The 25,955-nt window shown below is 64.9% G+C and carries 25 protein-coding genes and 1 tRNA gene; 7 read left to right on the forward strand and 19 right to left on the reverse strand.

Annotated features, from left to right (window positions below; genetic code table 11):
* Window positions 1-5: 5 nt before the first annotated feature.
* On the reverse strand, window positions 6-1,358 hold the full coding sequence (locus D9V34_RS13730) for a sugar ABC transporter substrate-binding protein (protein WP_121687165.1): 1,353 nt from the start codon (window positions 1,356-1,358) through the stop codon (window positions 6-8).
* A gap of 121 nt (window positions 1,359-1,479) precedes the next feature.
* Here D9V34_RS13730 and D9V34_RS13735 point away from each other — a divergent pair, with 121 nt between their 5' ends.
* The 3 genes from D9V34_RS13735 to gndA all read left to right on the forward strand — a co-directional run bounded on the left by D9V34_RS13735 (window position 1,480) and on the right by gndA (window position 5,789).
* Window positions 1,480-2,502, forward strand: coding sequence for a LacI family DNA-binding transcriptional regulator (locus D9V34_RS13735; RefSeq protein WP_121687166.1), 1,023 nt, complete (start codon window positions 1,480-1,482; stop codon window positions 2,500-2,502).
* A gap of 61 nt (window positions 2,503-2,563) precedes the next feature.
* Window positions 2,564-3,976 (forward strand): glucuronate isomerase, encoded by a 1,413-nt coding sequence (gene uxaC, locus D9V34_RS13740; protein WP_121687167.1) that lies wholly within the window; start codon window positions 2,564-2,566, stop codon window positions 3,974-3,976.
* A gap of 361 nt (window positions 3,977-4,337) precedes the next feature.
* A complete protein-coding gene (gene gndA, locus D9V34_RS13745; protein ID WP_030148387.1) occupies window positions 4,338-5,789 on the forward strand; it encodes an NADP-dependent phosphogluconate dehydrogenase in 1,452 nt (483 codons plus the stop codon).
* Between the two features lie 124 nt (window positions 5,790-5,913).
* On the opposite strand, the gene D9V34_RS13750 is transcribed toward gndA, so the two are convergent.
* From D9V34_RS13750 to D9V34_RS13785, 8 genes are all read right to left on the reverse strand, one after another.
* Entirely contained in the window at window positions 5,914-6,126 is a 213-nt protein-coding gene (locus D9V34_RS13750; RefSeq protein ID WP_121687168.1) for a hypothetical protein, read from the reverse strand.
* Between the two features lie 381 nt (window positions 6,127-6,507).
* Window positions 6,508-6,714: a hypothetical protein gene (locus tag D9V34_RS13755; RefSeq protein ID WP_121687169.1), complete on the reverse strand. Its 207-nt coding sequence runs from the start codon at window positions 6,712-6,714 to the stop codon at window positions 6,508-6,510.
* The gene (locus D9V34_RS13760; protein WP_147441587.1) at window positions 6,711-7,466 is read right to left on the reverse strand and encodes a hypothetical protein; all 756 of its coding nucleotides are present in this window, start codon (window positions 7,464-7,466) and stop codon (window positions 6,711-6,713) included. Before D9V34_RS13760 ends, D9V34_RS13755 begins: the two co-directional genes overlap by 4 nt.
* Before the next feature lie 168 nt (window positions 7,467-7,634).
* Window positions 7,635-8,327, reverse strand: a complete 693-nt coding sequence (locus D9V34_RS13765; RefSeq protein ID WP_121687171.1) for a GntR family transcriptional regulator — start codon at window positions 8,325-8,327, stop codon at window positions 7,635-7,637.
* Window positions 8,328-8,501: 174 nt separating this feature from the next.
* Complete coding sequence (gene manD / locus D9V34_RS13770) at window positions 8,502-9,740, reverse strand: D-mannonate dehydratase ManD (RefSeq protein ID WP_121687172.1); 1,239 nt, start codon at window positions 9,738-9,740, stop codon at window positions 8,502-8,504.
* A 159-nt stretch (window positions 9,741-9,899) separates the two neighbouring features.
* Window positions 9,900-10,172 carry a glutaredoxin family protein gene (locus D9V34_RS13775; RefSeq protein ID WP_121687173.1) on the reverse strand — a complete coding sequence of 91 codons (273 nt, stop codon included), beginning with the start codon at window positions 10,170-10,172 and terminating at the stop codon, window positions 9,900-9,902.
* Window positions 10,173-10,213: 41 nt separating this feature from the next.
* Window positions 10,214-10,774, reverse strand: a complete 561-nt coding sequence (locus D9V34_RS13780) for a hypothetical protein (RefSeq protein ID WP_121687174.1) — start codon at window positions 10,772-10,774, stop codon at window positions 10,214-10,216.
* A 58-nt stretch (window positions 10,775-10,832) separates the two neighbouring features.
* Complete coding sequence (locus D9V34_RS13785; RefSeq protein WP_121687175.1) at window positions 10,833-11,459, reverse strand: TetR/AcrR family transcriptional regulator; 627 nt, start codon at window positions 11,457-11,459, stop codon at window positions 10,833-10,835.
* Window positions 11,460-11,551: 92 nt separating this feature from the next.
* Here D9V34_RS13785 and D9V34_RS13790 point away from each other — a divergent pair, with 92 nt between their 5' ends.
* On the forward strand, window positions 11,552-11,824 hold the full coding sequence (locus D9V34_RS13790) for a putative antibiotic biosynthesis monooxygenase (RefSeq protein ID WP_121687176.1): 273 nt from the start codon (window positions 11,552-11,554) through the stop codon (window positions 11,822-11,824).
* Between the two features lie 82 nt (window positions 11,825-11,906).
* Here D9V34_RS13790 and D9V34_RS13795 read toward each other — a convergent pair whose 3' ends face one another.
* The 3 genes from D9V34_RS13795 to D9V34_RS13805 all read right to left on the reverse strand — a co-directional run bounded on the left by D9V34_RS13795 (window position 11,907) and on the right by D9V34_RS13805 (window position 14,501).
* Entirely contained in the window at window positions 11,907-12,884 is a 978-nt protein-coding gene (locus D9V34_RS13795; RefSeq protein WP_121687312.1) for a ribose-phosphate diphosphokinase, read from the reverse strand.
* A 42-nt stretch (window positions 12,885-12,926) separates the two neighbouring features.
* Complete coding sequence (glmU, locus tag D9V34_RS13800) at window positions 12,927-14,366, reverse strand: bifunctional UDP-N-acetylglucosamine diphosphorylase/glucosamine-1-phosphate N-acetyltransferase GlmU (RefSeq protein ID WP_121687177.1); 1,440 nt, start codon at window positions 14,364-14,366, stop codon at window positions 12,927-12,929.
* Window positions 14,367-14,429: 63 nt separating this feature from the next.
* A tRNA-Gln gene (locus tag D9V34_RS13805) sits at window positions 14,430-14,501 on the reverse strand.
* Between the two features lie 151 nt (window positions 14,502-14,652).
* Between D9V34_RS13805 and D9V34_RS13810 the strand changes: the two genes are divergently transcribed.
* Window positions 14,653-15,147 carry a MarR family winged helix-turn-helix transcriptional regulator gene (locus D9V34_RS13810; RefSeq protein WP_030148377.1) on the forward strand — a complete coding sequence of 165 codons (495 nt, stop codon included), beginning with the start codon at window positions 14,653-14,655 and terminating at the stop codon, window positions 15,145-15,147.
* Between the two features lie 107 nt (window positions 15,148-15,254).
* On the opposite strand, the gene D9V34_RS13815 is transcribed toward D9V34_RS13810, so the two are convergent.
* The 5 genes from D9V34_RS13815 to D9V34_RS13835 form a co-directional block, all read right to left on the reverse strand.
* Complete coding sequence (locus D9V34_RS13815) at window positions 15,255-15,923, reverse strand: methionine ABC transporter permease (RefSeq protein ID WP_121687178.1); 669 nt, start codon at window positions 15,921-15,923, stop codon at window positions 15,255-15,257.
* A complete protein-coding gene (locus D9V34_RS13820; protein ID WP_121687179.1) occupies window positions 15,923-16,951 on the reverse strand; it encodes a methionine ABC transporter ATP-binding protein in 1,029 nt (342 codons plus the stop codon). Before D9V34_RS13820 ends, D9V34_RS13815 begins: the two co-directional genes overlap by 1 nt.
* Window positions 16,952-17,111: 160 nt before the next feature.
* A complete protein-coding gene (locus D9V34_RS13825) occupies window positions 17,112-18,017 on the reverse strand; it encodes a MetQ/NlpA family ABC transporter substrate-binding protein (RefSeq protein WP_121687180.1) in 906 nt (301 codons plus the stop codon).
* A gap of 104 nt (window positions 18,018-18,121) precedes the next feature.
* Window positions 18,122-19,324, reverse strand: coding sequence for an MFS transporter (locus D9V34_RS13830; RefSeq protein WP_121687181.1), 1,203 nt, complete (start codon window positions 19,322-19,324; stop codon window positions 18,122-18,124).
* Window positions 19,321-19,995, reverse strand: coding sequence for a GntR family transcriptional regulator (locus D9V34_RS13835; RefSeq protein ID WP_121687182.1), 675 nt, complete (start codon window positions 19,993-19,995; stop codon window positions 19,321-19,323). The genes D9V34_RS13830 and D9V34_RS13835 overlap by 4 nt, the downstream gene beginning before the upstream one ends.
* A 102-nt stretch (window positions 19,996-20,097) precedes the next feature.
* On the opposite strand from D9V34_RS13835, the gene poxB reads away from it, so the two are divergent.
* A complete protein-coding gene (gene poxB / locus D9V34_RS13840; RefSeq protein WP_121687183.1) occupies window positions 20,098-21,831 on the forward strand; it encodes a ubiquinone-dependent pyruvate dehydrogenase in 1,734 nt (577 codons plus the stop codon).
* A gap of 141 nt (window positions 21,832-21,972) precedes the next feature.
* On the opposite strand, the gene D9V34_RS13845 is transcribed toward poxB, so the two are convergent.
* On the reverse strand, window positions 21,973-22,701 hold the full coding sequence (locus D9V34_RS13845; RefSeq protein ID WP_183091794.1) for an endonuclease III domain-containing protein: 729 nt from the start codon (window positions 22,699-22,701) through the stop codon (window positions 21,973-21,975).
* Entirely contained in the window at window positions 22,698-24,494 is a 1,797-nt protein-coding gene (locus D9V34_RS13850; RefSeq protein WP_121687185.1) for an ABC-F family ATP-binding cassette domain-containing protein, read from the reverse strand. The genes D9V34_RS13845 and D9V34_RS13850 overlap by 4 nt, the downstream gene beginning before the upstream one ends.
* Window positions 24,495-24,598: 104 nt before the next feature.
* On the opposite strand from D9V34_RS13850, the gene D9V34_RS13855 reads away from it, so the two are divergent.
* Complete coding sequence (locus D9V34_RS13855; protein WP_245991811.1) at window positions 24,599-25,936, forward strand: LCP family protein; 1,338 nt, start codon at window positions 24,599-24,601, stop codon at window positions 25,934-25,936.
* Window positions 25,937-25,955 lie beyond the last annotated feature (19 nt).

The following is a 25,955-nucleotide window of genomic DNA, read 5'->3' on the forward strand; positions in this document are numbered from 1 at the left end:
GTGTCTTACTTCGCGCGATCCAGAGCGGACTGAGCCTTTTCCTGCTCGGTCTTCAGGGCGGAGGTGATCTGATCGGTGCTCACAGATCCGGCGTTGAGCGACGGGATGGCCTGAACCACCACGTTGGTCAAGCCCAGCTGCACGTCACCCCAGGCACCGCTGAACGGGGTGCCCACGGAGAGCTTGGAGGCTGCAACGATCGGGGCGAGCTTCTCGTTGTCCTTTTCCAGCGCCTCGGCTGCCTGGGCGTTGGTAGGCATCTCGCCGAAGGTGTCGTAGTAGACCTTCTGTTCCTCGGCGGTGGTGAGCATCTCGATCAGGGCGAAGGAGAGGTCCTTGTTCTTGGAGTAGTCGGCAACCACGAAGTTGGATCCGCTGAGGATCGAGGCTGCTTCCTTACCGTCGGAGGGACGCTTGGTCTCCCCCGGCGGAACGGTCGGCATGACCGCGTAGGCGTACTTACCGGCCACGGCCGAGGCTTCCAGGGTGTTGATCGAGGTCGCGGTGACCATCGGCATGAACGCGGCCTTGCCGTCGGCGAACGAGGCGAGCGCCTGGCTGGCCTTCCACCCGATCGCCGCCGGGTTGACCACCTTGTCCTGGGTCAGCCAGCCGAAGTAGGTCTCATAGGCCTTGATGGTGACCGGATCATCCATGCGCACCTTCTTGCCATCGATGATCGGGTTCCCGGCTTGGGTCGACATCGCCCAGATGAACTTCCACGGGTCGAAGTTGTCGCCGTAGGCGATGCTCAGACCGTACACGTCGTCGTGGGTCAGTTTCTTTGCCTGCTCAAGCAGTCCGTCCCAGGTGTCGGCGGGCTTGTCGATGCCGGCGGCGGCGAGCATCTCGGTGTTGTAGGCCATCACAAACGGACGGCTTCGGGCGGGGATCCCCACCTCGTTGTCCTTGTCCGGTCCGGAAATCCCCAGGCTGGCCTCGGTGAAGCGGTCGCGGCCACCCACCTTCTTCCATTCCTCGTCACCGAGCTTAACGAAGGCGCCGGTGGCGTAGGCGGTCGGGGTGAACGTGGTTCCCAGCGAGTAGATGTCCGGGCCCTGGCCCGAGACCACCGAGGTCTGGATCTTGGTCAGCTCATCGTTGGCGCTGGCGAAGGTTTCGAACTTCACCTCGGCACCGGTCTTGGCCTTGAACTTTTCGCTCACATCGGCGAACCACTTCTGCTGTTCCTCCGGGTAGAGCGTGTTGGCGTCGGTCAGAACGTTCAGGGTCTTGCCCTTACCGTCCAGCGCGCCGGCGCCATCGCCGGGTGCGTCACCGCCGCTCGCGCAACCGGCGAGAGTGATCGCGCCGGCCGCCAGTAGCGCCGTGGTCAGGGCGAATTTTTTCTTCATCATCCGAGCTCCTCCTTGAGTGGGTGAAACCGTGGCTCAAAACCCCGGTGCACCGACTCTAGACAAAACGACAAACTTTCAGCAACCGTTTGCCAAAAATTGCCAAGTGTGGTTTTCTCTGGATATGAGTAATGACCCGGTGTCGCCGTCAACCAGACCCGCGACGATTCACGATGTGGCCCGCGAAAGCGGATTTGCCGCCTCGACCGTTTCGCGCGCGCTCTCCAATCCGGGCCGAGTAAATGCCCAGACCAGGGAGAAGATCGTGGCGATTGCCCGGGCCCTCAACTACACCCCGAATACCCAGGCCCGCGCCCTCACCTCGGGGCAGACCGGCTCGATCGCGGTGTTGGTCTCCGACATCACCAACCCGTTTTACTTCGGGCTGATTCGTGGCACACAGCAGCAGCTCAAGGCGGCAAACTACCTGCAGATGCTCGTGGACACCGCCGAGTCCAGCGACTCCGAGGCGGCCACCATCGACTCGCTGCGCCGCTCGGCCGACGGGGCAATCCTCACCGCATCCCGGCTCTCCGACCAGCAGCTGCTCTCGCTCGCCGAGCGGATGCCGCTGGTCGCGATCAACCGTCATGTGCCCGGGATTCCCGCGGTCATCATCGACACCCCGTTCGGAATCGATCAGGCCCTCGACCACCTCGCCTCCCTCGGCCACCGCCGGATCACCTACGTGTCCGGACCCGATATGTCCTGGTCCAATGAGCGCCGCTGGCAGCGCCTGGAAAAGACCGCGCAGAAGCTCGGCGTCCACCCCGTGCGCACCCGCGAATACGCCCCGAGCATGGCCTCGGGTGCGGCGGCAGCGGAGGCGATGATCAACAGCGAATCCACCGCCTGCGTGGTGTTCAACGACCTGATCGCGATCGGGATGCTTGAGCGATTCCGCGAGCGCGGCGTCCGCGTCCCCGAGGACATCAGCGTGGTCGGCTGCGACGACATCTTCGGGGCCGATTTCTGCAATCCCCCGCTCACCACGCTCACCGCACCGATCGAGCGCGCGGGCCGGATGGCCGTCTCGATGCTGCTGTCCCGGCTCGAAGCCGGTGCGGACGCTCCGCCGCCCCCGCCGATGCTGCTGCCCACCCACCTGACCGTGCGCAAGTCCACCGGCCCCGCCCGGGAGCACTAGCCACCCACAGTTTTGCACCACCGCGTTACCGACCCCAGCCAATGAAGACAGGGAGACACCCGTGACTCAGCTCACCCCACACCCCGATCGTCTGCTTCCGGCAGACCCCACCACACTCGCGATCGCCCGGCGACTCTATGGGGAGGTGGCGGGTGCGCCGATCCTCTCCCCACACGGGCACGTGGATGCCACCCTGCTGCTGGAAAACGCGGCGTTCCGGGATCCCGCCGAGCTGCTGATCACCCCGGACCACTACGTCACCCGGCTACTGCACGCCCACGGTGTTGCCCTGGGTGATCTGGGACTGGCCGACCGCGGCGTGGCCTCCACCGCGAGCGGATCCGACATCTGGCGCAGGTTCGCCAGCCACTGGCACCACTTCGCCGGAACCCCGGTGCGCTACTGGTTCGAAACCGAACTGCACGATGTGTTTGGGATCACCGAGGTCCCCTCCGCCGACACTGCAGACTCGATCTATGCGCAGATCGCAGCCAAACTGGCGCAGCCCGGGTGGCGGCCGCGGGCGCTGTTTGAACGCTTCAACATCGAGGTCTTGGCCACCACCGATGATCCCGCCGACTCGCTGGATGCCCACCGCGCCCTGGCCGAGGATCCCACCTTCCACGGACGCGTGCTGCCAACCTTCCGCGCCGACCGCTATATGGATCCCTCGGCTCCGGCCTGGCGCGGTGCCCTCACCGCGATCGCCGAGGCCGCCGATATCGACACCGGCACCTACGCGGGCCTGATCGCCGCGCTGCGGAACCGCCGCGCACACTTCATCACCCACGGTGCCACGGCCACCGACACCGGCGTGCTTGAACCCACCGCCGAGCCGCTCCCCCTCGCCGAGGCCGAACGCATCCACGCCGCCGCCCTGGCCGGAACCGCGACCGAGGCCGACGCCGTCGCCTACCGCCGCAACATGCTCTACCGCTATGCCGAGATGGCGGCCGAGGACGGCCTGGTGATGCAGCTGCACCCCGGTGTGATCCGCGGACACCACACGCCGACCCTGGAACGCTTCGGCCCCGACACCGGACACGACCTCCCCGACCAGGGCTCCTTCACCCGCCCCCTGCGCCGCATGCTCCAGGACTTCGGAACCAACGACACCTTCCGCCTGGTGCTGTTCACCGTGGACGAGACGGTGTTCTCCCGGGAAATCGGCCCGCTTGCCGGGTTCTACCCCTCGGTGTATGCGGGGGCGCCGTGGTGGTTCATCGACACCCCGGCGGCCATCGCCCGCTACCGCTCGGCCGTGACCGACAGCGCCGGCTTTGCCAAAACCTCGGGGTTCATCGACGACACCCGCGCGTTCTGCTCGATCCCCGCCCGCCACGACATGTCCCGCCGCGCGGATGCCGCATTCCTTGCCGGACTGGTGGCCACCCATCAGCTGGGCGAGGATGAGGCGGCGGTGCTGATCCGAGATCTCACGGACCGCATCCCGCGCGAGGTCTTCCGCCTCTAGACCGAACAGTCCACACCAGGGGTCCCGCGCGAGGTCTTCCGCCTCTAGACCGAACAGTCCACACCAGGGGTCCCGCGCGAGGTCTTCCGCCTCTCGGCAGGATCTCAACCTGGCCGATTCGGGCGCACAGGTGTGCGCATCTGATTCTGCGGTGGGCGGACAACACCGTGCGGATCCCCGGTATTCCGGGGGTCCGCACGGTCGCCCACAGCACTGAACAAAGGTGCATGGGCAAAACCGTTTCCGGGCATGTGAGGTTTGCTAAGTTGATCACAACCCATGCTCGGAGCCGCGCGTTTCTGCGTCTCTTCCAGGCATGTCCAGCGCATCCCCTTTCCATAATCCCCGAATTGGAGTAACCATGACGGAAGCAGCACAGGCAAACATTGGCGTGATCGGAATGGCGGTCATGGGCAGCAACCTCGCCCGTAACCTGGCGAGCCGCGAGGGTAACACCGTCGCAATTTTCAACCGCTCGCCCGAGCGCACCCGCGGTGTTGTCGAGGCACACCCGGAGGCCGGCTTTGTGGCCAGCGAGACCATCGATGAGTTTGTGGCTTCGCTGCAGAAGCCGCGCACCGCGATCATCATGGTGCAGGCGGGCGCCGGCACCGATGCCGTAATCAACCAGCTGACCGAGCGCTTCGAGCCCGGCGACATCATCGTGGACGGCGGCAACGCCCTCTACACCGACACCATCCGCCGAGAAAAGGCCGTGAGCCCGACCGGCATCCACTTTGTGGGTGCGGGGATATCCGGTGGCGAGGAGGGCGCACTCAAGGGCCCGTCGATCATGCCCGGTGGAACCGCCGAGGCCTATGAGACCCTGGGTCCGATCCTCTCCTCGATCGCCGCGGTCGCCGAGGGTGAGCCCTGCGTGACCCACGTGGGTACCGACGGTGCCGGCCACTTCGTGAAGATGATCCACAACGGTATTGAGTACGCCGACATGCAGCTCATCGCCGAGGCGTACGATCTGCTGCGCTACAACGCGGGTCTGACCCCGGCCGAGATCGCCGACGTGTTCACCGAGTGGAACAAGGGTGAGCTGGAGAGCTACCTGATCGAGATCACCGCCGAGGTTCTGCGCCAGGTGGATGCCAAGACCGGCCAGCCGCTGGTTGACGTGATCCTGGACCAGGCAGGTTCCAAGGGAACCGGCGTCTGGACCGTGCAGAACGCACTGGCCCTGGGCGTCCCGGTGTCGGGTATCGCCGAGGCCGTGTTTGCACGTTCGCTCTCCTCGCACCCCGAGCAGCGCGAAGCCGCCGCGGGTCTGCCGGGTCCGGCAAACCCGGTGGCCGTGACCGACCGCGACGCCTTCATCGAGGACGTCCGCCAGGCACTCTACGCCTCGAAGATCGTCGCCTACTCGCAGGGCTTCGACGCGATCCGCGCCGGTGCCGCCGAGTACAACTGGAACATCGACCTGGGTGCCGTCTCGCGCATCTGGCGTGGGGGCTGCATCATCCGCGCCCAGTTCCTCAACCGCATCGCCGACGCGTACGCCGAGCAGCCGAACCTGGCCGCCCTGCTGACCGCACCGTACTTCTCGGACGCGATCACCGCGGGCCAGGAAGCCTGGCGTCGGGTTGTGGTTTCGGCCACCCAGACCGGCATCCCCGCCCCGGCGTTCTCCTCCTCGCTGGCCTACTACGACGGTCTGCGTGCCAAGCGTCTGCCGGCCGCAGTGGTCCAGGGTCAGCGCGACTTCTTCGGTGCTCACACCTATAAGCGCGTCGACATCGAGGGAACCTTCCACACCCTGTGGTCGGGAGACCGTACCGAGATCAGCGCCACCGACTCGCACTAGTTCCGGTTCTCATCACCCTCATCTGCCAGATCGAGGTTCTGTGCCGGATCGAGGTTCTGGAACTGGCAAACGGGTAATCTCGCGGCCTCGCCCCATCGGGCGGGGCCGCGTTTTTGCTCCGAATTCAACGGCCCTTCCAGCCGACCCGTTGCAAACCATGACGCTCCCGTAGCCCGCGCCACCGAAAGAGCAGGATGTCGGCCAGGAAGGCCGCAAACGGCTCGTCTCGTTCTCTCCGGTACCGCTCGCGGAGTTCCTCGATGCTGGCCTCTTCGTAGGGGAACTCATCGTCAATGATCGATGTGTCAAGGTCTTCCCGAAGCTCTTCCTCGGACATTGTCGCCTCTCTTTCTCAGGGGATTGGAGTGGTGGGGGCACCGCCTATTCGATGAACCGGTTCGGAGTCAAGGAGGTAGGCGAGCGCATCCAGGTATGGCCGCAACGCTACGCGCAAGGCACGGTCATAAACAGTGCGTGAGTCGATAGGAACATGCCCCCAAACAGCATCGCCAGGCTCGTTAGCGCATCGGCAAACGGGGACAGCAAGAATCGCACCGATCTGCTTCCCCAACGCACTTCGCGATTCACTCGAATCACCTCCGAGCTCTATCTTTCGCTTCGTCTAGCCGGCCACGGTCCTGATCGTTGAAACTGTGGAAACTTCGATGCGATGAGTGCGCTGTGGAGGATGCTCAGGCTGCCTTCCGCGGTTCGCGCACTACCGAAGCTGACTGGGGTGAATCCCGTGGCGCCTTCGTAGTCCACGCCAGCGCAGATGAAGAATGTCCAACGCAATTGCGCGCATCCCCGCGGCAACCTGGCGCTCAATAGCATCGCTAAAGTCCTTTGCCGTGTCGTGGTCGGCCCAGTATGGTTCCCGTGCAGGCGTCTGCAGTTCGGGCTGCTGCTCGTCGATGTCGCTCATGATCTTCGTCCCGTGTCCTTCCTACTTTCGATTGACCGATGCTCCGCGGCGACGATAGCAAATTCCATTGCTTCCGCGTATGGCATCAACGCTACGTGGAATTCTTTTGAGTGATCGTTCTCCGTAACCCCCATGATGCGCAGGGCACCAAGAACGCGGTCGGGGGCGCGGAGCGGGATGACCAGTTCGGAGTCTCGCCGGTGCCGTGATCTCACGACGCCCTCCGTGTTCTCCCGCGTGATCTCGCCAATCCAGCCCAGCGGGGAGAGCCCACGCACGCGCATCGGCGGCAGCCGTGCACCGGAAATTCCGGCACCGACGCCCACTCGTGGTTTCCAAAATTGCCCATCCTCGCTAAGGACATAGAGGACGATGCCCACTCGTGAGTCCCCGCGGAACCGCGTGCGCCACAGCCGGAAAACGGTGTCTTCGAGGTAATTCTTTCCGAGTCGCGATCGAGTTGCGGGCGAAATCACAACCAGCTCGGTGGCCAGACGAACCGTGCTGCGGAGCAGCGTCAGGGTATCGCCCGTCTGTGCCGTCGCAATGCGAAACAGGTTGCCTTCGGCTGAGGACTGGAACCCTCGTACCAGCAGCGGGCACACACCGATCGCGATCAGCATGCCACCGATGATCAGGCCGATAGGCTCACCGCGTGCGGTGGAGAAACTCATCCCACCGAAGAGAATGGCAACGCAGGTCATCGCCTCGGCAAACGGCGACAGCAGGAAGCGTAGCGCTGCCCCTCGCACGTTGCCCGCCCTAAGTGTCATCACTCATCACCCCCATTCACAATCCTCTGCGACAGAAGAGCTGCGCGGTGAGAACACCATAATCTGTGGAGAACGTGGTCTACACGCACCTATGTGGAGGAGGGTTCTTGCCCACGAAATGCGGCGAGAACACCGGACGAACGCCCCTTATCGCCGGGCGGGACCCACCGGCTCGAAGTACTCGGGGTGACTGCGCTCCAGGCCGTCGAGGTCGATCAGGACGAAGCGCAGGTGGGAGCGCAGCTCGGCGGCGGCACCGGGAATGGTGCCGGATTCGAGAGCGTCGACGATGCGCTCGTGATCACGGATGTACTCGGAGACCGAGCGGAACCCGGTCAGTCCGTGATAGCGCACGCGGTCGAGGTGCCCCTTGGCACCGGCGACGGTTGCCCAGGCGGTTTCGTGCCCGGGGATGCTCAGGAGGGCGCGGTGAAACTCCTCATCCAGCGGGTAGAAGTCCTCGGGGTCTTCGACCTCGCGCTGCCGGGCGATAATGTCGCGAAGCCGCGCTATCTGGGCCTCCCCCACGCGGTCGCGGCACGCCTCGAGCGAGGCCAGCTCGATGGCCTCGCGGATGAACTGCGCCTGGCGCACCACGGCCGAGTCGATCCGAGCCACGTAGGTCCCACTCTGCGGGCGCACCTCCACGAGCCCCTCCTGGGCGACCAGCAGCAGTGCCTCACGCACGGGCTGACGACTCACCCCGAGCTCGCCGGCCAGATCGGCCTCGCTCAGCCCGGTGCCCGGGGCGTAGGTCCCGCGGATCACCCGCTCGCGGATCTCGGTGTAGGCGATCGACCGCGCGGACGCACGTGGTGCCGAAGCGGTGGAGGAGGTCATGGCTCAATCCTAGGCCGGAGGGCCCGGGATGCCGTGCGGCATCCCGAGCCCTCGGGTGTACAGAGTTGTTCGATTAGCGGGTGCACCCGGCGCAAACCCACACCCACCAATCGAATCCTGGTCCCGCAAGATGCACGATCTCGCGGGTGGCGGCACGGGGCCGCAGACGGCGACCTACCAGTCGTGAACGGTACCGTCGGCCAGACGGTTATAGGGCAGGTAGGCCTGCTCGTACGGGTACTTGCCCGCCTCGTCCTTGTTGAGCTCGACACCCAGACCCGGCTTGTTGCCCGGGTGCAGGAAGCCGTTCTCCCAGGTGAAGGACTGCTCGAAGACCTGGTCGGTCTTGGCCCCGTGCTTCATGTACTCCTGGATACCGAAGTTGTGGATCGCCAGTCCCAGGTGCATGGCCGCTGCCATACCCACCGGAGAGATGTCGGTCGGTCCGTGCATACCGGACTTGATCTGGTACTGCGCCGCGTACTCGAGGATCTTCTTGAGGTGCGAGATACCACCGGTGTGGGTCACGGCCGAGCGCACGTAGTCGATGAGCTGCTCGCGGATGATCTGCTGGTAGTCCCACTGGGTGTTGAAGATCTCACCGATCGCCAGCGGGGTGGTGGTGTGCTGACGAACCAGGCGCAGGGCCTCCTGGTTCTCGGCCGGGGTACAGTCCTCGAGCCAGAACAGGTCGTAGGGCTCGAGGCTCTTGCCCAGCTTGGCGGCCTGGATCGGGGTCATCCGGTGGTGGCCGTCGTGCAGCAGCGGCAGCTCGGGACCGAACTCGTTCCGCACGGCCTCAAACACGGTGGGTACGTGGCGCAGGTAGGCACGGGTATCCCAGTCCTCCTCGGCCGGGTAGGCACCGCGCTGGGCGGGCTCGTGGTCGTAGCGCACGCCGGTGTTGGCGTCGAAGGTGTCGTTGGAGGCGATGCCGTAGATCGACTTCAGGCCGGGAACACCGGTCTGCACGCGGATCGCCCGGTAGCCCTGCTCCTGGTGCGAGCGGATGCTGTCAAACAGCTCCGGCATGGTCTTGCCCGAGGCGTGACCGTAGGCGAGCAGGCCGTTGCGCGAGGCGCCACCCAGCAGCTGGTAGAGCGGCATGCCGGCAGCCTTGGCCTTAATGTCCCAGAGAGCCACGTCCACGGCGGCAATCGCGGCCATCGTGACCGGGCCACGACGCCAGTAGGCCCCGCGGTAGAGGAACTGCCACATGTCCTCGATGCGGTGCGCGTCGGCACCGATCAGCAGCGGCACCACGTGCTCCTGCAGGTAGGCGACCACGGCAAGCTCGCGACCGTTCAGGGTGGCGTCACCCAGGCCGGTGATTCCGTCTTCGGTGGTGATCTTCAGTGTGACAAAGTTCCGGTCGGGACTGGTGACGATGATTTCGGCACTGGCGATACGCATGCGCGGTCAACTCCTTTGATGATGCGACGGGTCGGTCATTCCGCCCACAAGAAAACTACCATACCAGTTGTGTGATTGCGAGCCGCAGAACACACAACAGCGCATGCTTTATCGAGAAAGCATGCGCTGTTACGAAAACGCTGGTATGGCAGATACGCGCTAGAGGACACCCAACTCGGTGAGCTTGGCCTCCAGATCGCGGTCACTCGGCTCAACCTGATGCGATCCATCCGGGAACACCACCACCGGAATCTGGGTCCGGCCGGAGATCGCCTGAGCGCGCTCGGCACCGGTCTCATCAGCAACCAGATCCACATAGGTGTAGGCCACCCCACGGGCATCCAGTAGGGCTTTGGATCGCACACAGTCACGGCACCAGTCGGCACCGTACATGGTGATCTGAGGGTCGTTTGCGATTACATCGTTTGTCATGAGCCCACCCTACGCCCGCTTCACTGCCTCCGCCAGGGCGATCAGGTAGCGACCGCCACCGCGCCACCGAACCTTGTGGGCCGGAGAGTAAGACCGGCGGGCGGCAGATCAAAGATTTCTCCGCTGGGGATAAATCCGCGGCGCAGAAAGTATGCGGTGAGTGCGGGCTCGGGAGTCACGATCACCAGTTCGCGAGCCTCCCCGCGCACCGAGCCTCGCAGCATTCGATCCAACTCCGCGACCATCGCCGAGGTCACATCACATCGAGTGCGAGCGGGGGTCACCCAAAATGCCCCCAGACGCAACCCTCCATTACCCTGGGTCCTCAGATTCACCACAGACGCCAGGGCTCCGTCTCCGCGTCCATGTTGCACATGCGCGGCGGCCACCAGGACACCCTCTACCTCCCCCAGTAGCACCCGCTGATTCTCGGCTCGGATCCAGTGCGCCGCCAACGGAAGATCCGTCGGCCGCGACGAGGACATACCCACCTCGCTCGCCCACCCCGCGCGACTGGGTGCCCCGCGAAACACTCGGGCGGCCAGCGCCACAATCCTGGGGGCATCCGCGGCCACCGCGAATCGGAACCGAATCTCGCTCACATCCATTCACGCTACGCGCGTGCGCCGGCGCGATGGAGCGCGCCCATCAAACGTGTCGCTAATCGCCCGCGAGGAGGGCGCGTGCGGCACCGGTTACCTGCACCACGAGCTCCGCCCGGCGATGCCGGTCACGACCAAACCGATCGGCCGCCGTTTCGGGATCATCCTGGGTCCCCTCACTCCCACCGAGCACCAGGCGATTCATCTGCGGCATGGTCCACCAGGCGGCGGCGAGCATGATGATACTCAGGAGCAGCTGGGCCACCTGGGGTCGCGATACACCGGGCAAGGCCACGGACAGGGTATCCACCTTGGCCACACAGTTCGCCAGCCGAGTGTGGCCACCCATCCGGGCGGCGGGCCGCTCCAACCCCTCCCAGGCCAGCAATCGGGGCAGGTGCGGGCTCTGATGGAAGCGATCAAAAAAGGCTCCGGCATACTCCCCCACGGCCTCGGCCCCGACGCCGGACACGTGCACCTGCCCCACGAAGGTTTCCAACTCGCGCGAAAGCACGGTCTCAAACAGCGCCTCCTTGTTGCCGAAGTAGCTGTAGATGCGCTCCTTATTCACCCCGGCCGCCCGCGCAATGGCGTCGATGCGGGTGCCCGCCAAACCAGACTCACTAAAGCACGCCGTCGCGGCATCGAGCAGGAGCTTTTGAGTGCGTTCGGTATCCCAGGCCATGACCCCAGTCTAGCAATTCCAACTAAACGGTTGCAGATACCCGATCGAGGCGATACTGTCGAATCTGCAACCAAACAGTTGGAGATTGATTAATGTCACAGAAACCACCCTCGACCCACGTCCGCGCACTGCTCACCTGGCTCGCCATCTTCCCCCTGGTCACCCTCGGCTCGTTCGCCCTCGAACCCCTCTCCGCGGGCTGGCCTCTGCCCTTGCGCACGCTGGTGCTGACCGCGGCCGTGGTTCCCCTGGCCGTCTACCTGGTGGTCCCCAACCTGTTGCGCGCGCACGGAAGCATTCTGTCGAGGCGCGCGGGCCTAGTTCCGGCAGTCGCGGTCATTCCCCCGGCAGAACTGGCGGACTAACGGGGACACGCACAGCGCCCACCACCACATCACAAACGCCTCCCGCTCATCGAGCGGGAGGCGTTTGTGATGTGGCTAAATGCTAGGCGGCACCGTCGAACATCGAGGTAACCGAACCATCCTCGAAGACCTCGTGGATCGCACGTGCCAGCAGCGGCGCGATCGGGAGGATGGTGAGGGTGTCGAAGCGCTTGTGCTCGGGGATCGGCAGGGTGTCGGTCACCACGACCTCGTCCACGCAGGCCGACTGCAGAATCTCGCTCGCCGGGTCCGAGAACACGGCGTGGGTTGCGGCCACGATCACGCGGGTCGCACCGTTGTCCTTGAGAGCCTGAGCCGCCTTGACGATGGTTCCGCCGGTGTCGATCATGTCGTCCACCAGAAGGCAGACACGACCCTCGACGTTACCGACGATCTCGTGCACGGTGACCTGGTTGGCCACCAGCGGGTCACGACGCTTGTGGATGATCGCCAGCGGCGCATCCAGCTGGTCACTCCACATGTCGGCCACGCGCACGCGGCCCATGTCCGGGGACACCACGGTCAGCTCGGAGCGGTCGAGGGAGGCACGGAAGTGCTCCAGCAGAACCGGCATCGCGAACAGGTGGTCCACCGGGCCGTCGAAGAAGCCCTGGATCTGCGAGGCGTGCAGGTCCACCGACATGATGCGGTTGGCACCGGCAGTCTTGAACAGGTCGGCGACAAGGCGAGCCGAGATCGGCTCACGGCCGCGACCCTTCTTGTCCTGACGTGCATAGGGGTAGAACGGGGCGACCACGGTGATCCGCTTAGCGGAGGCGCGCTTGAGCGCGTCAACCATGATCAGCTGCTCCATCAGCCACTCGTTGATCGGAGCGGTGTGAGACTGGATGACAAATGCATCACAACCACGCACGCTCTCATCGAACCGCGCGTAGATCTCACCGTTGGCGAAGGTACGAGCGTCGGTCGGGACGAGCTCGGACCCGAGCGCTTCGGCTACTGCCTCAGCGAGCTCGGGGTGCGAGCGACCCGCGACCAGAACCAGACGCTTCTGACCATTCGTTTTAATGCCGGACACCACTCCTGCTTCCTGCCGGTCTTGACCGACGTTTCGCGTTATTCAGTTATCTGCTGTGGGGGAATTGGCGGCCTCGGCCGCCAGTGCCGCCGCGCTTCCGGGACGCTTGGACTCGGTCCAGCCCTCGAGGTTGCGCTGCGGTGAAACGTTGATGGCGAGGCTCCCGGCCGGAACATCTTTCCGGACCACGGTGCCCGCACCCGAGTACGCACCGTCTCCAATTGTAACCGGAGCGACGACCACACTGTGCGATCCAATTCGAACATGCGATCCCACGGTGGATGCGGCCTTGTTCACGCCGTCGTAATTGGCGAAGATTGTGCCCGCTCCAATGTTGGTTTCCTCACCGATAGTGGCGTCGCCCACATAGGAGAGGTGCGGAACCTTGGAGCCCGCGCCAATCTTGGCGTTCTTAGTCTCGACGAAGCCGCCGATCTTGCCGTTGGCCCCGAGGACGGTGCCAGGACGCAGGAACGTAAACGGCCCCACGGTCGCGCCGGCACCGATGACGCTGTGGCTGGCCTCGGTGCGCTTAACCTCGGCCCCCTCGCCCACCTCTACGGCAAACAGGGTGGTGTCCGGGCCGATCACGGCGTCGCTCTCGATCACGCTGGGTCCGAGGATCTGCGTGCCGGGCTTCAGGGTCACATCGGGGGCCAGCGTGGCCTGGACGTCGATCCAGGTGGTGCGCGGGTCCTGCACGGTCACCCCGGCACGCTGCCAGCGCTCGATGGTCACGGTGTTGAGGCGCGCGGCGGCGGCGGCAAGCTGCACGCGGTCGTTGATGCCCTCCACCTCCCAGGCGTCGCTCACCGGAAGCGCGGCAATCGCCGAACCGGCGGTACGCAGCAGGCCGAGCACGTCGGTCACATACTTCTCACCCTGGGCGTTATCGGTGGTCAGCGCGGCGAGCTGCTCGCGCAGCGCGGCCAGACCAAAGAGGTAGATGCCGGCGTTGATCTCGCGGGAGGCCAGCTCGACCTCGTTGGCGTCCTTGTGCTCAACGATCCGGTCCAGGTCGCCGGCCTCGGTGCGGATGATCCGGCCGTAGCCGGTGGCATCGTCGAGGATCGCCGACAGAATGGTGGCCGAGGCCCCGGTCCCGCGGTGATCGGCGATCAGCGCGGAAAGGGTTTCGGCGGTCAGCAGCGGCACATCGCCGTTGAGCACCAGTACGTCTCCGGCGAAGTCAGCGGGCAGCGCCGCGACGGCAAGTTCCACCGCACGACCGGTGCCGGGAACCTCGTCCTGGTCCACGATGATGGTTTCGGGAAGCTGTTCGGTGATCGAAGCGGCCACCAGGTCACGCTCGTGGCGCACCACGGCGAGGACGTGAGCAGCCTCCAGGCTGCGCGCCGCTTCGATGACGTGACCCACGACCGTGCGTCCACCCAGCGGGTGCAGAACCTTCGGGGTACGGGACTTCATCCGGGTGCCCTGCCCTGCGGCGAGAACGATGACGGCGAGCTGCGAATCGGTCACTCGATTCCTTTCTGAAGGGAACACCGTACCCTGCGAGAGTGCGGCGTCTAAGAGTGCACTGCGCTCCGCCTCCAGGATTCGAACCTGGACCGGACAGCTCCAAAGGCTGCCGTGCTGCCGTTACACCAAGGCGGAACACGTCGTAGGACGTGTGCGATCCCAGTCTGCCAGATTCCGACGAGTGTCGCCGACGACAACGCCCACAAGCGCCAACTTCGGTCGCCACGAAGCGTGTGGATTTGCCGTCAATCCCCCACAACTGTCTCGAAGTCGAGATAATAGTGAGATGCCCGCACAACCGGATGAAGTCGATCTGATCGTGCGCTCGTGGGAACGCGAGCGCCCCGATCTCGATTTCGCGCCCCTGCGGGTGCTCTCCCGAGTGGATCGGCTGAGCCATCAGCTGGATGCGGCCCGTCGCGCGGCCTTTGCCGAGCCGGGCCTGGAGCCCTGGGAATTTGACGTACTAGCCTCGCTGCGCCGCGCCGGAGCCCCCTTCACGCTGAGTCCCAAAACCCTGCTCACCCAGAACCTGGTGTCCAGCGGCACGATGACCAACCGGATCGACCGTCTGGTCGCCCGCGGCTTGGTCCGGCGCGAGACCGATCCCAACGACGGCCGCGGCATCCTGGTGGTCATGACCGCCGCCGGACGCGACGCCGTGGATGCGGCCATCTCGGCGCTGCTGGCCGCCGAATCGCAGCTGCTCTCGGCGATCACCGAGCGCGAACAGGAATCCCTCTCGATCCTGCTCCGCCGCCTGGGCGTGGATTCCAAGTAGCCCCGGTCTTCGCCCGGGTTAGCACTCGCGGTGGTGCCCGCTGCCGAACGCGGCAACGCCCGGGTGGGCTTCCACAGAAGCCACCCGGGCGTTGTGATGCATGCGATCTATCGGCGCAGGGCCTTGCGGGCCAGCCAGTTGCCGAAGAACTGAATCAGCTGCACCAGGATGATCACGACAACCAGTGCCGCATAGGTCAGCTCGGGCTTGAACTGGCGGTAGCCGTTCTCCAGCGCGAAGGTACCCAGACCGCCACCGGCAATCGTGCCGGCCAGCGCGGACATGTCCACGATGACCACCAGAACGAAGGTGTAGCCGAGGATCAGGGGTCCGAGGGCTTCACCCAGGATCACCGTGAAGATGACCCGCAGCCGCGAGGCACCCACCGACCGGGCGGCCTCGATCACACCGGGCGAAACGGTCAGCAGGTTCTGCTCCACCACCCGGCTGATCCCAAACATTGCCGCCATCGACATCGTGAACACCATCGCAGTGTTGCCGTTTCCAGTGCCCACCACGATTCGGGTCAGCGGCTGCAGCGCCATCAGGAAGATCAGGAACGGGATGGGCCTAAAGATGTTCACAATCACGTTGAGGATCGTGAAGATCGGACGATTCTGCAGCAGGTTACCGGGTCGGGTCACATAGAGAATCAGGCCCAGGACGAGCCCCAAGAACCCACCCAACAACAGCGCAAAACCGACGATGTAGAGCGTCTCCCCGGTGGCGGTAACCAGCTTAGGGAAGTTACGAATAATGTTATCGATGCCATCCATCAGCGAGCCTCCACGATCTCGGTCAGCGCGGAAATCTGGGCGAGGGCGGACTCGATGGCCGCATCGTCGCCGGTCACGGCGAGGGTCAGGTGGCCAAAGGTGCGACCCTGAATGTCGTTGATGCCGCCGTAGATCAGTTCAAACCCGAGTCCAGCCTGGGTCAGGATCTCAAACACCCGAGCCTGGCTGGTATCCCCGTCCAGAATTGACACGGTAAAGATGCGTCCCGGGTGACGGTACCGCAGCGTCTGCAGTTCCTCACCCACCGGGATCCCGCGCACCACGGTGGAGACAAAGCGACGGGTCGCCGCGTGCTGAGGGTTCGAGAACACCTCATAGACCTCGCCGTTTTCGATGACCTTGCCGTTTTCCATCACCGCGACCTTGGTGGCGATCTGCTGGATAACGTCCATCTCGTGGGTGATCACGATGATCGTGATGCCGAGGTCCTGGTTGACCTTCTTGAGCAGACCCAGAACCTCGTGGGTGGTCTCCGGGTCCAGCGCGCTGGTCGCCTCATCGGCCAGTAGGATCCGCGGGGAGGTAGCCAGGGCGCGGGCGATGCCCACCCGCTGCTTCTGTCCGCCGGAGAGCTGATCGGGGAAAGACTTCGCCTTCTCGGAAAGCCCCACAAAGGCCAGCAGCTCCTCGACCCGACGATTCCGCTCGGCCTTGGGCACCCCCGCGACCTTGAGCGGATAGGCGATGTTTGCCCGCACCGTCTTGGCGTTGAAGAGGTTGAACTGCTGGAAGATCATGCCGATGCCCAGACGCAGCTTACGCAGCTCGCCCTCGCGCATCGTGGTGACCTCGGCCCCATCCACCAGGATGCTGCCCGAGCTGGCCGATTCCAGCGCGTTGATCAACCGGACCAGGGTGGATTTCCCGGCCCCCGAGTAGCCGATGATGCCGTAGACGTCGCCCGACTGAATATCCAGAGAAACCCCGTCGATGGCGGCGATCTGACGCCTGCGATCATTGGGATCCGGATAGGTCTTGGTGACGTCGGTCAAACTGACCAGTGCCATTGTTGCGCTCCTTGCTGCTGCGGTTGCGGCAAAACCGCCCAAAATACGTGTGTGGCCTCAACTCACCGAGGACTCGGCGACGCTATCACGGCCCAGACGCCCGCGGGCGGTGATTGGAGAGCATGTCTCCAATCACCGCCCGGGTGTATGTAATGTCCTACTACTTGGAGGACTTGACGGTCTTTTCGACGTCCTTGAGGGTCTTCTCCAGGTCGGCTGCCGGGATCTTGGCGAACACGGCGCTGTTGTTGTTAGCCTCCTGCACACCCTTCTTCACGGCCTCGGAGTCCTGGTAGATCTCCACCAGCTTCTTGTAGGTGGCGTTGTCCTTGTCGGCGGCGCGAACCGCGAACACGTTGACGTAGGCCTGGGACTTGGGGTCCTCGGCGCTGTCCTTGGCGATGGCCGAGCTGACATCGATTCCGGCCTTGGTGGCGAAGTCGTTGTTGATCACGGCACCGGCGACGGCCGGGTCATCCAGCTGGGCGGCGGCAAGCGAGCCGTCCACGGTGATGACCTTAACCTTGGAGCCGGACTCCACGTCATCGGCGATCGAGACGATCGAGCCGCCATCCTTGAGCTTGACGAGGCCGGCACCCTGCAGGGCCAGCAGCGCACGCGCCTGGTTGGACTCGTCCTTGGGGATCGCGATGGTCGCGCCCTCGGGGATGTCCTTTACATCCTTGTACTTCTTCGAGTACAGGGGCAGCGGGTAGATTGCGGTCGAACCGATCGGGGTCAGGTCCTTGTTCTCACCCACGTTGTACTGGGCGAGGTAGATCAGGTGCTGGAACTGGTTGATGTCAACGTCGCCGTTGGCCAGTGCCGGGTTGACCTGGGGGTACTCGGTGAAACCAACGATCTCGACGTTGATGCCGGCCTTCTTGGCCTCTTCCTTGTAGGTTTCCCAGTACGGGTCGCTGGCGCCAACAACACCGATCTTGACGGTCTTGCCGGCATCTGCCGACGATCCACCCTCGGAGGTGGCTGCGGAGGAGCAACCAGCCAGCAGCGCAATCGCGGCCATTCCTGCGACGACTCCGGCGATTTTGTGCTTGATAGACATCTGGGCTTCCTTTCTCCGCGAGCACTTCTCACGATGTCTCAACCGTAGGGAACTCGTGCTGGATGCCGAAAACGGCCCGTAACAAACCGAGACACGAACCGGTTTTAGCCCGTGATTCCGGGGCGGAACCGCTTGCTTCCGGTGTACACAATCACGAGGCAAATTACGCAGATCACGGCCACTATCGCCAATGAGACGGTGTAACTCATGACCGGCAGCAGTGCCGCAAGCACAGCCGGCAGTAAGAATCCTGAATAGGTCAGCGAATAGTAGACGCCGGTGAGACCGGCCAGGTCCTGCGGGGTGGCAATCGCCTGCACCCGGGTCAGGCCGGCCACCACGGTGATCCCGTAGGCGCAGCCCAGGACGGGTGCCACGAAGAAGGGCAGGATCGGGCTCCCGAGGATCGCGGCTACCACGGCCAGCACGATACCCAGCGACATCAGGGCCAGCCCGATACTCAGCGCCTGACCCCGGGTGCGCCCATCAAGCTTGGCCACATAGGGCTGCACCAGCGCGCCGGTACCCAGGGTCAGGACCGTAAGAATGGTGGCGTAGAGCGTGGTCCACTCCCCCATCTGGCGGGCGGCGATGGCCGGCATGATCGCATAGGCGATCCCTGCGGCGGCAAAAACCCAGGGTGCAGCGGGCACGATGACGCGGCGGAATGCCGGGCCACCCGAGGCAGGGATGCGCAGATCCTGCCACCAGTGGGTCCCCGCTTCGGGACCCGCGGTCAGGGTTTCTCGGGCGCGAATCAGTGGAACCAGGGCCACAATGCTGAGCACGGCATGCACCACATAGGGCAGCTGGGACGGATCCGGGGCCCACTGAGCCAGGATTCCGGTGACCGCGGCACCCAGGCCGAACCCGATGGTCAGGGTGAGGGTGGGTCGGCGTGCCCCCGAGCCGCGGGCGGCGCTCGGATCGATGTCGGGTGCCGAGAGCTCCTTGATCCAGCTCGAGCCCACCGACATCGCGATGCCCACCCCCACGCCGGCGAGCGCACGCCCGGCACACAGCAGGACAAACGAGTGCAGCCCGAGGCCCAGCATGACGCTGGCAGCAATTCCCAGCAGAACCCCGGTCACCAGCACGGGTTTGCGCCCGAAGCGGTCGGAGAGGGCGGCCGCGATCAGCAGTCCGGGGACCAGCCCCAGCACGTACATTCCCAGCAGGAGGTTCGCCTGCCAGGCGGCATAGCGTCCGAGTTCCTCGTAGAGGTGAAGCAGCGGCGTGAAGTGGTTCCCACCCCAGGCCAGTAAAAAGACGGCCGGGGCAACACGCCACCAGGGTGCACGGGTCACGCGACGCCTCCGGTGGAGGTTCCCCGGTCGATGTGGGCACGCACGGCGGTGCCAAAGCTCTCGGTGTCTCCGGCGGCGATCATCGCAGCCAGGCGAACATGCTCCTCGCGGAATCCGGCGGCTGCGGCGGGGCGCTCGATCGTCGCCTGGTAGATCAGACGGGCCAGGCGCGGTCCCAGGCTGTTCAGCATCTCCCCCACCACCAGGTTGCCCCCGGCCTCGATGATGCGCAGATGGAAGGCCACGTCGTTCTGGGCGAAGCGCAGCAGGTCACCCTCGACGAGGGCCTCCTGCTGGGCGGCGATGCACGCATATAGGCGATCCAGGAGCGCAAGCTTTCCCGCGTCATCATCGGCCAACAGCTCGACCGCGCGGGTCTCGCACATCGCCCGCACATCCAGCAGATCCCGCCGTTCCTTCGCGGATACCGCGGTGACCAGGGCACCCTTTTTGGGCATCAGGCGCACCAGACCCCAGGTGTGCAGTTGCAGCATGGCTTCGCGGGCGGGGGTTCGGCTGGCACCGTGGGAGTCGGCGAGGGTTACCTCGGTGAGCAGGTCGCCGGGACCATACCCGCCTTGGACGATACTTTTGGCGGTCGTGGCGGCGATTTTCATGGCCACTGAGCGGCCGTGATCACCCTCCCAGGGCAGCAGGATTGATTCGGTCACCCGCCCACTTTAGCAGAACCATGCATTGATGCATGCATCAACGGGAGCGGTCGCGAGTAGGGTGGAAAGGGATAACGATCATGTAGCGCGGGAGGATTTTTAATGCCAAGCATTGCCGAAACCATCGTCGAAACGATCAAGGATGCGGGAGTCAGCCGGGTATACGGGCTCCCCGGAGATTCACTCAATGGGTTCACCGACGCCCTGCGCAAGGACGGCACCATCGCCTGGCAGCACGTACGAAACGAGGAGGCCGCGGCGTTCGCGGCGGCAGCCGAGGCCGCCCTCACCGGGGAAATCACCGTGTGTGCGGGAAGCTGCGGCCCCGGCAACACCCACCTCATCAACGGGCTCTTTGACGCCAACCGCAGTCGGGTGCCGGTACTGGCTATCGCCGCCCAGATCCCCAGCGCCGAGATCGGTAGCGGCTACTTCCAGGAAACCCACCCGCAGGAACTCTTCCGCGAGGCCTCGGTCTACACCGAGCTGGTGAGTGTGGCCGAGCAGGTGCCGTTTGTGATTGAGCGGGCGATGCGGATGGCGATCGAGCTGCGTGGTGTCGCGGTGGTGGTCATCCCCGGCGACATTCTGCTGCAGTCCACCCCGAATACCCGCCGCTCGGCCCCCATCGTGCACGCGCCGAGGATCACCCGGCCCACCGATGCGCTGCTCGCGCAGGCGGCCGAGATTCTCAACGGCTGCGAGGACGTCACGATCCTCGCCGGAGCCGGCACCGAGGGTGCCCACGACGAGGTCATCGCGCTGGCCGCCAGGCTCAAGGCACCCATCGTGCACGCGCTGCGCGGGAAGGAGTTCATCGAATACGACAATCCCTACGATGTGGGCATGACCGGCCTGCTGGGATTCTCCTCGGGCTACCGGGCGATGGAGAACGCCGAGGTGCTGCTGATGCTCGGGACCGGGTTCCCCTACCGTCAGTTCTATCCCTCCAAGGCGAAGATTATTCAGGTCGACATCCGGGGCGAAAACCTCGGTCAGCACACCCCGATCGATCTGGGCCTGGTGGGCTCGGTCAAGGACACGGCCGAGGCGCTGCTCCCGATCCTGCGCGAACGCACCGACTCTAAACATCTCGATGCCTCCCTCAAGCACTATCGGAAGGCACGCAAGGGCCTCGATGAGCTGGCCACCAACGATCGCGGACGCACCCCGATCCATCCGCAGTATGTGGCCAAGCTGATCAGCGACCTGGCCAGCGAGGACGCCGTGTTCATCCCCGATGTGGGATCCCCCGTGGTGTGGGCCTCCCGCTACCTGGAAATGAACGGCAAGCGCCGGCTGATTGGATCGTTCAACCACGGCACGATGGCCAATGCGGTTCCCCACGCCATCGGTGCCCAGTCGGCCTTCCCCGACCGCCAGGTGGTCGCGCTCTCCGGCGACGGCGGGCTGGCGATGCTGCTGGGTGAACTGATCACCCTGCGTCAGCTCAAGCTTCCGGTGAAGATCGTGGTGTTCAACAACTCCTCGCTGAACTTCGTGGAACTGGAGATGAAGGCCGCCGGGTTTGTGACCTACGGCACCGGACTCGACAACCCCGACTTCGCCGAGGTCGCGACCGCGATCGGTCTGCACGGTCAGCGCGTGGAAAACCCCGACGAGCTTGAGGGCGCGCTGCGCACCGCGTTCGAACACGACGGTCCCGCGCTGGTTGAGGTCATGACCGCGCGTCAGGAACTCTCGATCCCGCCGACCGTGACCGCCGCCCAAGCCAAGGGCTTCACCCTGTACGCGCTGCGCACAATCCTCTCCGGCAACGGAGAGGAACTGCTCGACCTGGCCGAGACAAACCTGTTCCGCAGACTCTTCAACTAGCCAGCGCACGATACAGTCCTTCACCCGGACAACGGCGAGGAACTGCTGGACCTCGCCGAAACCAACCTGTTCCGGAGACTGTTCAACTAGTCGACTGTACGCCCGTGGGCACCCCGAATTACCGGGGTGCCCACGGGTGTTTTAGCGCGCGGGGAACAGCTCTGCCGCCAGCACGTCCCAGCCGCCCAGGGAGCGGGCGTGTTTGCCCGCCTCGACGATCAGACCGTGAAACTCCCGATACTCGGACACGCTGAATCCGGCGGCCTCAACCGTCGCGGTCAGCGCGCGACGGGCGGCCGGGTAGCTGCCGGGCACTGGATAGCCCACAGCGGTGAGCATCCGGCGGGCGTAGGTGTCCCAGATGAAGGCCGGGCGATCAAAGGCATAGAGGCCGATCACGTCGGCGGTTTCGGGCCCGATGCCCGGCAGCGCGAGCAGTTCCTCGCGGAGGTCGGCATCGGTGCGGTCGGTGATGCCCGAGGGCGTGCGCCCACCCGGCTCGGTGCTCCCCGCGGCAACGGTCTCCAGCGCCCCGGCATCCAGCGCCCCGGTTTCCAGCGCCCCGGTCTCCACCGTCCAGCGCGCGAGTGCCACCGCCGAGCGCGACTTGGCGGTCATAAAGCCGCTGGGCCGGATCACCTCGGCCAGGTCCTCGGCCGGAATCGCGGCGAGCGCCGCCGGATCCAAGAGTGCGCGCTCCCGCAGCGCCCGAATCGAGGTTTCCACGTTGCGCCAGGCGGTGTTCTGCACCAGGATCGCGCCCACCATCATCTCGAAGGTCGACTTCGCCGGCCACCATCCCTCGGCGTCAAAACGCCCGCGCAGCGTCTCAAAGATGAGACGCTGCGCGGGCGGAACAGCCAAACTCACGAACCCAGCAGGTCCGAAAGCTCAAGCCAGCGCTCTTCCAAGCTGGAGATGTCGGCAGACAGCTTCTGCGTCTCCTCGGTGATCTTGCCCAGGCCCGCGTAGTCGCTCTGGTCGTGCTCGGCCAGGCGTGCGTGGGCGGCATCGATTGCGGCGGTTGCCTTCTGGATCCGACGCTCGATCGAGGCCAGCTCCTTCTGCGCGCGGTGCAGCTCGCCACCGCTCAGGCCGGGCTTTGCCGGGGCCGAGCTGGCCTGGGAGGTCAGCTCCTCGGGCTTACTCGCCGACGCGGGCGTCGCGTTGCGGATGCGCAGGTACTCGTCCACGCCGCCGGGCAGGTGACGCAGGTCGCCATCCAGTACCGCATACTGCTGATCGGTGACCCGCTCCAGCAGGTACCGGTCATGCGAAACCACCAGCAGGGTGCCGGGCCAGGTGTCCAGCAGGTCCTCCATGGCCGCGAGCATGTCGGTGTCGAGGTCGTTGGTGGGCTCATCGAGGATCAGCACGTTGGGCTCATCCAGCAGGATCAGCAGCAGCTGCAGACGGCGCTTCTGACCACCAGAGAGGTCCTTCACCGGGGTCTGCAGCTGAGCGGAGGCGAAGCCCATCTGTTCGAGCAGCTGGCCCGGGGTCATCTCCTTATCGCCGGCCTTATAGCTCGTGCGGTATCGTCCGATCACGGCCGAGACGCGCTCGTTCTGAATGTCTTCCAGCTCGGCGAGCTGCTGGGTCAGTGCGGCGATCTTCACGGTCTTGCCGCGCTTGACCACACCGGAGGTGGGCTGCACCTCGCCGGTTACCAGGCCCAGCAGGGTCGACTTTCCGGCACCGTTGACACCGAGGATTCCGGTGCGCTCACCCGGGGCGATGCGCCATTCCACGCTCTTCAAGATCGTCCGGTCGCCGTATTTCACGCCGGCATCCAGCAGGTCTACGACGTCCTTACCCAGGCGCGAGGTCGCCATCTGGCTCATCGCCACGGTGTTACGCACCGGCGGGACATCGGCGATCAGGGCGTTGGCGGCCTCGATCCGGAACTTCGGCTTGGCCGTGCGTGCGGGGGCACCGCGGCGCAGCCAGGCGAGCTCCTTCTTCATCAGGTTCTGACGCTTGCCCTCGATGGTCGCGGCCATGCGGTCGCGCTCCACGCGCTGCAGCACGTAGGCGGCATAGCCACCCTCGAAGGGTTCGATGATGCCGTCGTGCACCTCCCAGGTGTCGGTGGACACCTCATCCAGGAACCACCGGTCGTGGGTGACCACCAGCAGGCCACCCTGGCCCGGGATCCAGCGGTTCTTCAGGTGTCCGGCCAGCCAGGACACACCCTCGACGTCGAGGTGGTTGGTGGGCTCGTCCAGGAACAGCACGTCCCAGTCACCCACCAGCAGCGCGGCCAGGGCGACCCGGCGTCGCTGACCACCGGAGAGGGTGCCGATCTCGGCGGTCCAGGGCAGATCCGACAGCAGACCCGAGATCACGTCGCGGATCTTCGGATCACCGGCCCAGATGTACTCCTCGGTGTCGCCCACAATTGCCTGGGCGACGGTCATGTCCGAGTCCAGGATGTCGCGCTGATCGAGGTAGCCGATGGTCACCCCGCGGCGACGCGTGACCCGACCCGAATCGGGTTCGATCCGGCCGGCCAGCAGCTGCAACAGCGTGGACTTGCCATCACCGTTACGGCCGACGATACCGATCCGGTCGCCCTCATTGACCCCGGCAGTAACCTTCTCGAAGATTACGCGGGTGGGAAATTCTAGGTGGAGCGATTCCGCTCCCAACAGGTGAGCCACCCCTCAAGCTTAGTCGTCCCCGGCATTCTCCCCGCGCGGTCACAGAGATTACTCGACATCACGCGATAGGCTGAATTCTCCGTGCACCCCCGATTTGGAGCCTCGTGACCGATCCGAACTCTTCCCGCGCCGCCGTGAGCCACGCGGCCGGACTGACTCCGCGCAAACGTCTGCGCCGCCAGATCGCACTCGCCGTGGTGAGCACCCTGGTGCTGCTGACCGCCGGAACCGGTGCCTTCGCGCTGTATGTGTATCAGGACCTGAACAACAATATTCATCGGTCTCCGATCTCGATGCCCAGCGGCAAGCCCGACTTCGGCACCGATCAGAACACCGATGAAACCAACATCCTGATCATGGGTCTGGACAGTCGGGTGGATCAGAACGGCAAGCCGTTCCCCGAGGAGATCTACAACGCGATCCACGCCGGAGACCAGGGTGATGGCGGATACAACGCCAACGTGATGATGCTCATCCACATCCCCGCCGGTGGCGGTCGGGCGCAGGGCATCTCGATCCCGCGTGACGACTACGCCGAGCTGGCCGGTCACCCCAACGGGGTAAAGATGTCCAAGATCAAGGAGGCCTACGGCCTCGCACTGGACGAGAAGCTGCGCGAGCTTGTGCGCGGCGGCATGAACCGCGATGAGGCCTATCAGGAGGCCCGTACCGCTGGACGTCAGGCTCAGATCAACACGGTGTCCAACTTCCTCGGCGGTGTGCGGATCGACCACTTCGTGGAGATCACCATGGCGGCCTTCTACCAGGTCGCGCAGGCAGTGGCGCCGATCCAGGTGTGCCTGAACCAGGCCACCGAGGACAAGTACTCGGGGGCGAACTTCCCCGCGGGTATGCAGGAGATCGACGCGCAGCAGGCGATGAGCTTTGTGCGTCAGCGGCGCGACACCGGCAAGTCCGGTCTGGAGCTGACCGACTTTGACCGTACCCGTCGCCAGCAGGCATTCATGGTGTCCCTCGCCTATAAGCTCAAGCAGGCGGGCACCTTCACCAACCCCGCCACGATCACCAGCCTGGTCGGCACCGCCAAGCAGTACATCGCGGTGGATGACGGATTCGAATTCCTGAGCTTCGCCCAGCAGGCATCGAGCCTCGCCGGAGGAAACATCACCTTCACCACCCTGCCGATCACCGGCTATGCCAAGCGCGATGGCAAGGACGTGAACCTGGTGGACCTGGACCAGATCCACGCCACCGTGGCCCAGCTGCTCGGCACCACCCCCTCCGGCAGCGCCACCCCGGAAACCCCCGCCACCGGCGGCGCGGGCACCGCCGAGACCCCGAAGACTCCGGAAACCCCGCAGGCGCCCGCCTCCGAGGCTCCGGCCACCCCGGGCGCACCGTCCTCCGAGGCTCCGGCAGACAACACCTACCACGACTGGAAGGAGCCGCTGCAGGCCGGCTCCATCCCCTGCGTGAACTAGTCACGACACCACAAAAGAC

Origin of the sequence: Mycetocola lacteus (genome assembly GCF_003667575.1) — a bacterium.
Taxonomy (GTDB): Bacteria; Actinomycetota; Actinomycetes; order Actinomycetales; family Microbacteriaceae; genus Mycetocola; species Mycetocola lacteus.

Coding starts and splice junctions, on each gene's coding strand:
- D9V34_RS13785 (WP_121687175.1), bottom strand. CDS start 11,459: ATGGCCTGGGATACCGAACGCACTCAAAAGCTCCTGCTCGATGCCGCG.
- gndA (WP_030148387.1), top strand. CDS start 4,338: ATGACGGAAGCAGCACAGGCAAACATTGGCGTGATCGGAATGGCGGTC.
- D9V34_RS13815 (WP_121687178.1), bottom strand. CDS start 15,923: ATGGATGGCATCGATAACATTATTCGTAACTTCCCTAAGCTGGTTACC.
- D9V34_RS13810 (WP_030148377.1), top strand. CDS start 14,653: ATGCCCGCACAACCGGATGAAGTCGATCTGATCGTGCGCTCGTGGGAA.
- D9V34_RS13750 (WP_121687168.1), bottom strand. CDS start 6,126: ATGTCCGAGGAAGAGCTTCGGGAAGACCTTGACACATCGATCATTGAC.
- D9V34_RS13765 (WP_121687171.1), bottom strand. CDS start 8,327: ATGACCTCCTCCACCGCTTCGGCACCACGTGCGTCCGCGCGGTCGATC.
- D9V34_RS13825 (WP_121687180.1), bottom strand. CDS start 18,017: ATGTCTATCAAGCACAAAATCGCCGGAGTCGTCGCAGGAATGGCCGCG.
- D9V34_RS13820 (WP_121687179.1), bottom strand. CDS start 16,951: ATGGCACTGGTCAGTTTGACCGACGTCACCAAGACCTATCCGGATCCC.
- D9V34_RS13755 (WP_121687169.1), bottom strand. CDS start 6,714: ATGAGCGACATCGACGAGCAGCAGCCCGAACTGCAGACGCCTGCACGG.
- D9V34_RS13775 (WP_121687173.1), bottom strand. CDS start 10,172: ATGACAAACGATGTAATCGCAAACGACCCTCAGATCACCATGTACGGT.
- manD (WP_121687172.1), bottom strand. CDS start 9,740: ATGCGTATCGCCAGTGCCGAAATCATCGTCACCAGTCCCGACCGGAAC.
- D9V34_RS13735 (WP_121687166.1), top strand. CDS start 1,480: ATGAGTAATGACCCGGTGTCGCCGTCAACCAGACCCGCGACGATTCAC.
- poxB (WP_121687183.1), top strand. CDS start 20,098: ATGCCAAGCATTGCCGAAACCATCGTCGAAACGATCAAGGATGCGGGA.
- D9V34_RS13730 (WP_121687165.1), bottom strand. CDS start 1,358: ATGATGAAGAAAAAATTCGCCCTGACCACGGCGCTACTGGCGGCCGGC.
- D9V34_RS13790 (WP_121687176.1), top strand. CDS start 11,552: ATGTCACAGAAACCACCCTCGACCCACGTCCGCGCACTGCTCACCTGG.